Annotated in this window: 1 protein-coding gene; it reads right to left on the bottom strand. The window is 48.6% G+C overall.

All coding sequences use genetic code 11. From position 1 onward, the window contains the following. Positions 1 to 691: 691 nt before the first annotated feature. Entirely contained in the window at positions 692 to 6,157 is a 5,466-nt protein-coding gene (locus N4310_RS07035) for a S8 family serine peptidase (RefSeq protein ID WP_276552654.1), read from the bottom strand. Positions 6,158 to 6,682: the final 525 nt, after the last annotated feature.

Here is a 6,682-nt window from a genome sequence, read left to right as displayed (position 1 = left end):
CATTGTTTTTTGGCAATTTCTGATGATTTTTTAGCTATTTACACGGAGTTGTTTGAGGTATGAATAATTTGGGTTCACTCATACTCTTTCTCTCTTGCTTCACACATTCCACCCCGCAAGATTGATTGGGTCAGATTTCGAACAACTGTTGTTTAACCCAATCAACTACTAGGTCAAAGCGCTCTCGCTAACGCATAGAACCGAGGGAGTGGGACAGAAGTCTAGCCTCATTAACTTTGGTTAACAAAATGCTTTTGACGCAGTAGCTGATTGGCCTCTTCGTTCGCTTTCCAAGCTCGTAAGAGGGCCTAATCAGCCTTGCGGGGGTGGGACTACGAACTAAATTTTTTCAAATTTAGTTCTGTCTCACTCCCCTCTTTCTTATACCTGCATCGCACCGCTTTGTGGGCATCCAAAATCGTTTGAGTCGTGATTTTAGAATAGAAGTAATATGAGAACGGATAACTTTGATTTTCAAAGAATCGTAATAAGCTGATAACAGTCGTTCACAGGCCTTTAAGACCTATTGAATCGTATCAATAGAAGCAAGCAAAGCCCACACTCTCTAAGATTGATCAAGGAGACTTAACAAGATCAAATTTTGAAATGCAATGAGCCTTAAATGATCACTTCACTCCTACTACTTTATCACAAAAAGGTAAACCTCAACATGAAGTTTACCTTTTAATCTCTAGTTTCTTCTCTTTTGGAAAAAGACAAAGACACCCAAAAGACCACTCACAAACCCTAGCCAAAGAACCATGGGATTCGATCGACTAGCTGTTTTCGGCAATATCCCTACACTGGAACTCCAAAAAACAGCTTGCTTAGATACCTGGTTAGGAGAAGCACCTCCCTTAGATACCAAACGTCTTCGAGGAGGATCCATCGGAGAAAGAACAACTTCCTCCTCTTCTTTACCAGAAAGAGGAGTCTCTTCCTCAGATTTCACACTAGAACGGCCATCCAAGGCTTCTTGGGCTGCTAAGAGCGCTGCCAACAGTTGATCCGCCTGAGCTTGTGATAACAACTCGTCTGTCAAGCTGGCTTGTACTTGTGCAAAGGCTTGATCATAAGCCTGCTTCACAGCTTTCGAAGCATTCAGATAACGCGCATCTGTCTGCCGTAACAGACTAGCAGTCTGAACCGCTGATTCAAGAGCTGATCGCTCGGTCGCCTGACCATCCAAGGCTGACCTGGCAGCCTCAACTGTTGCCAAGGATTGGTTAACTTGAGCCTGGCTTACATTGGCTTGGGACAACAAGGATTGAGCTGACGCTACTGCTGCATCATAGGGCTGACGGCTTGACTCGCTACCGTTGTAATAAGCTGGACTTGATTGAACAGAAGCGGAAGCTGCGACCGCTGCATTTAGTGGACTCAAATCGGTCGCCTGACCATCCAAGGCTGACTTGGCAGCCTCCACAGCGGCTAGAGCTTGCGAAGCCTGCACTTGACTCACAGTGCCTTGGCCTAACAGAGCTTGGGCTGCGGTCACTGCTGCATCATAGGACTGACGGCTTGACTCGCTACCATTGTAATAAGCTGGACTTGATTGAACGGAAGCGGAAGCTGCGACCGCTGCGTTTAGTGGACTCAAATCGGTCGCCTGACCATCCAAGGCTGACTTGGCAGCCTCCACAGCGGCTAGAGCTTGCGAAGCCTGTACTTGACTCACAGTGCCTTGGCCTAACAGAGCTTGGGCTGCGGTCACTGCGGCATCATAGGCCTGACGACTTGACTCGCTACCGTTGTAATAAGCTGAACTTGATTGAACGGAAGCGGAAACTGCGACCGCTGCGGTCAACTGACTCAGATCAGTCGCCTGACCATCCAAGGCTGACTTAGCAACCTCCACAGCGGTTAGAGCTTGCGAAGCCTGTACTTGACTCACAGTGCCTTGGACTAACAGAGCTTGGGCAGCAGTCACTGCGGCATCATAGGACTGACGACTTGACTCGCTACCGTTGTAATAAGCTGGACTTGATTGAACGGAAGCGGAAGCTGCGACCGCTGCGTTTAGTGGACTCAAATTGGTCGCCTGACCGTTGAGGGCGAGGCGGGCAGCTTGGACATCAGCCAAGGCTTGGTTAACTTCTGCCTGAGGAAGGTTCTCCTTAGATAGAAGCAGTTGAGCGGTTCTGACAAGTGTGTTGTAGGCAACTTGCAGCCCACTCTCCGCATTGTAATAAGCCGCTTGTTGGACTTGATCCGGATAAGCCCCCAGTTCTGCGATAAGAGCTGTCACATCTGTTGGCAAACCATTGAGGGCTTCCGTGCTTAGGCGAAGGTTGGTCAAAGCCCCATCGACCTCAGCCTGCGCATGTTTTTGGACTAGCACTTCCCGTGCCCGATCCAGCGCTTGGAGCACTTCTTGGCGACGCGCATCATCCGCATTGTAATAGAGGGCCAGTTGCTCCAATTGAGCCAATTCTTCTAGATAGTGAGCCAAGGCCGTTTTATTGATCAAGGTCAAACGTTTCACATTCAAGCGCTCCGCCAACACTTCAACATCCAAATCTTCTAAAAATTCATATCCAGCCGGTAACTGACTAACCAATTGGTAATGACCCACTGGTACTAATTTTCCATAGTCGGTCTGCGAATATTTAGCTTGTGGCAGGTTAAGTAGCGCTTGTTGTCCATCAAGGAGCTGCATGGTCACTCCTTCTGGTAAAAGTTGATCGACATCTACTAACAAGTGAGCCTTCTCTTTCAAAAGCGCTTGGAAGTCAACATTGGCAATACTATTGGTTTCATCCAGGTGTACCACAAACTTGGTTTCACCGGCTACCGATGACCACTCGCTATCATGCAAGAAGAGTTCAAAGGTGTAGGTTCCAAATGGTAATTTGAGACGATCCAAATCTCCTGCATAGCGAGGAATATCTGCAACCACCTGGCCAGACTCATCACGAACAGAGTAAGAATAGATATTTGATAGAGGTTTACCCGTGTCCTTGTCTAAGAGAGAGACCTTAACCAGACCACGATCGTTCCCAATTTCTACCAAATTTTTAACTTTTTCATAAACAACATTCCCCGCATAATCTTCGACGGAATAGTAGAACTGTGAAAGATCTGCTAAATCGAGTGGGAGACTGAAACTACCGTCTTCATTCCGCGCTACATAAACACGATGGTCTTGAACAGTCACATCGCCATCGGCCTGCATCACAGACAAGGTTGTAAAGCCGGACTCATCTTTGACCAAGTAGAAGACCCGCTCTCGGTAAAGACCTGATTCTCCACGATCCAAGGCTGGTCTTGGATGGAAACGGAGCTGCGCCTCGTCATAGGTCGCTGTGGTAATCACCGGTGCCTGGCGATCCACAACCACATCAAAGGCCATGGTCTGCACCTCAGCTCCAGGAACTTCTGAATAATAGGTCAAGACATACTGGTAACGACCATCTGGCAGACGTTGGCCCTGGCTATCACGACCAGCCCATTCTGTCTGATACAGAACCGTCGCCTTCTCATTTTTCTCGTTTCCACCAAAGAAGTTTTTATCGCCACTCTCTGGCTGGCTGGTCCATAGCGATTCCTTTCTCTCGAGGTCATCTGCCCGATAGACACTTGCGACCAGGTTGGTATAATTCCGGAGGAACACTCCCTTGAAGACGAGTGAATCCTGATTGCCGTCCCCATTTGGCGAAAGGGCCAGATGAGGTTTACCAGCACCATCTACTACAAGAGTAAATTGTTGGTCCTCTTGCTTAAAGGCTCCAAGAGTCTTCAAACTAGACTCGCCTGCCTTACCGGTCGACACTACAAATTCACTGGAATCAGTAATCAAACCTGTATAAGCTTGATCGGCATCAATCACCTGATTCTGGGGACTGAAATAGAAACCACCTTGACCATCCGCCAGAAGATCATAGATCGGCTGCTCCACAACCGCGAGGTTTTGGAATTGACCACGGAAACCGACATAAGGGAGACTAACGACTTCACCCCCATCAACTGGATCCTTGAAGCTGACAAAACCTTCCAGATAATAACCATTCGGCATCAACTGACCGAGTTCTTCCGCAAACCTAGACGCATCCAAGGAAATGGTCACAGTTGTTGCTGACTGAGCTTTGACCGTTACTGTTCCACCCGGAACCTCTTGCAACAAACGCGGAACCAAGCTAATCCGCCCTTCCTCAACAGTATCTGTTGTCACCTGTGTCACATACTCTAGGGTTTGGTCTTGAGCGGTTAAATTGTGCAAGGTCACCGTAAAGTCAAACCGATCCCCAACATTACCCAAGGTCACACTGCTGTAGCCATCAGCTCCAGTCAGGTAAAGACCGGTCGCAAGCGCCGCCTTTGTATCAATCAATCCCGCCCCCTGTTGTCGTGGAGAAGTATAGACCGAGCTTGCTGCTTGAACATGCGGGCGTGCTGTTGACATTAGAAGGTGCTTAACCAGAGCCTCTAATTCTTGCGGCGTCTTATCTGGATACTGAGCTTGCAGAGCTTGTTTCACTAACACCGCTGCTCCTGCAACATGGGGCGCCGCCATACTCGTTCCCTGCATGTTGGCATACTCCTGATCATTGATCGCAGCATAAATGCTACCTCCAGGTGCCGCCAAATCTGGTTTCAACTCCCCATCCGCTGACAGCCCCCAGCTCGAGAAGTCTGACAACTGGCCAGCTTCCGGATTCGGTACAATCTCCGATTCATCATTAAACTGAATCTTCAAAGTCTGGCTGGCCAAGGCCTCACCAAATTTCATGGGAATAAAAGCTGATGGAATCGCGACAGCAGTCTCATCTAAGGACATGCTGACATTGGCTTCACCTGGACGATTATTAAAGATGATAACCCCTGCAGCACCAGCCGCTGTCGCATGCGCAATCTTGTCCGAGAAGGTAATCTCCCCACGTTGGATCAAGGCTAGCTTACCTGCCAGATCCAAACCGGCAAAATCCTCTTCTTTCCCGAGACCGGCAAACACATAATCGTATTCCTTACCGATTTCAAAGTTAATAGGACTCTTTTCTGGATTTTCAAAGGAACTGCGACCATAATTCAAACTAGCATCCTGCTCCAAACCAATAATATTCAAGACCTTCCGACCCATTGTTGTATTATTGTAAGAAGCAACAGAGATAGCATCACGCGCAGTTGACGGCGTCCCGACCAAACCGTAATCGGGCTGGCTGGCTAAAGGTAGGGCGTGACCAGAACCAAAAGCTCCATCATTCCCCGCCGCAATCACTACAGATACACCCGCCCGGCGAGCGGCTTCAATCGCAGCGACCACTGTATCACTCATATTGACAACCGAACCATTGGCCCCACCCAGACTCAAGTTGATACTATCAGCCCCCAGCTTGACCGCATCTTCAATCGCCCGCACATAGAGAGGAGCACCCGTTGTTGCCTTCCGGTCTGAGAAAACCCGCATAAAGAGAACCTGTGCTTCCGGAGCAACCCCATACATCAACTGACCCGCAGCCGGCCGACTCGGATTTCCAGCTGCAATACTGGTAACGTGCATCCCGTGCGATCGCTTATCCTCTTCTTTAATCACATCGTTGGCATCCACATAGTTGTAAGCAAAGACCACCTTGTCACTATACCAACGACCATAGTCAATCCCAGCAGCCGCCTTGGCCCGCTCCAGATCCTCAGCACTCTTAAACTTGGCTTCTGAGACATCTGTCAGACGCAGGCTATCATGCTCCACATCGAGGCCCGAATCAATAATCGCCACGACTTGACCCTGCCCTCTGTATCCACGATCCCAGACCTCTGGAACCGTAATTAAAGCATTACTATCCGCATTTTGCGGACGCGCCTCCGCAGACTGAACCCGCTCCTGACTCGCAGCAGCCACCACAGGTGCAGCAGCTGGGGTTGCCTCCGCAACTACCGGAGCTTCTATCACAGGCGCCGTAACTTCCACAGGAGCTGGCGCTGGTGCTGCTGCCTCAGCTACCTGAGCAGCAGACTCTGCCACTGAAACCTGCGGTAATTCTGGAGCATTGCTCACATCCGACGCTCCCTGCTGGAGTTCTACCTGGGGAGCTGCTGGAGCGACACTCAGCTCATCCGCCGAAACAGAGGAAGTAGCCCCCATCCATAAACTCACACCCAACAAGACAGAAACTGTCCCAATTTTATACTTTCTCAAGGAAAACCTTTCCTTCTTTTTCATAAGCATCCTCCTATCATGCCGCTATTCCTTGACTTATCAGCTTCACGAAAACTCCTACAGACCGTTTCATAAAGCTCAGATGACCCGTGGCTCTGCCATCACAACTGTGACGACCCACCCACTCTCATCTAACAAGCCAACTCCAATGCACTCGATCTCCATACTCTTTCCAGTTTCAATAGCCATAAGCCGACCGTCGATGCAAACACCTAGTCCACACACCCGATGATCTCTAACTAGAAAGCCGATCGTTTCACAGACCTTTAAAAATAGGGATTATTTTTAAAAGACTAGTTCCTGACCTTTCGTCATTGAAACTATTTAATCACAGAATTGTCTTTATTTCAATTATATTCTGAAAATTCCGCGTTTATTTTGTCCATTCTTGTCAAAACATAGTAAGCGCCCAATAACAGGGTATATCAAAAAACCTCCAAGATTGTAAGCAGCTTGCTTTGAATCTTGGAGGTTTCTTTAACGACAATGCTCTTGTATTTGTTTTGCCCATGGTAAATAAGCCTCTAG

The sequence above is a fragment of the Streptococcus danieliae genome, from assembly GCF_025447695.1.
Classification (GTDB): domain Bacteria; phylum Bacillota; class Bacilli; order Lactobacillales; family Streptococcaceae; genus Streptococcus; species Streptococcus danieliae.
Note: the sequence above shows the minus strand (reverse complement) of the source record. Positions and strands in the feature narration are given on the sequence as shown.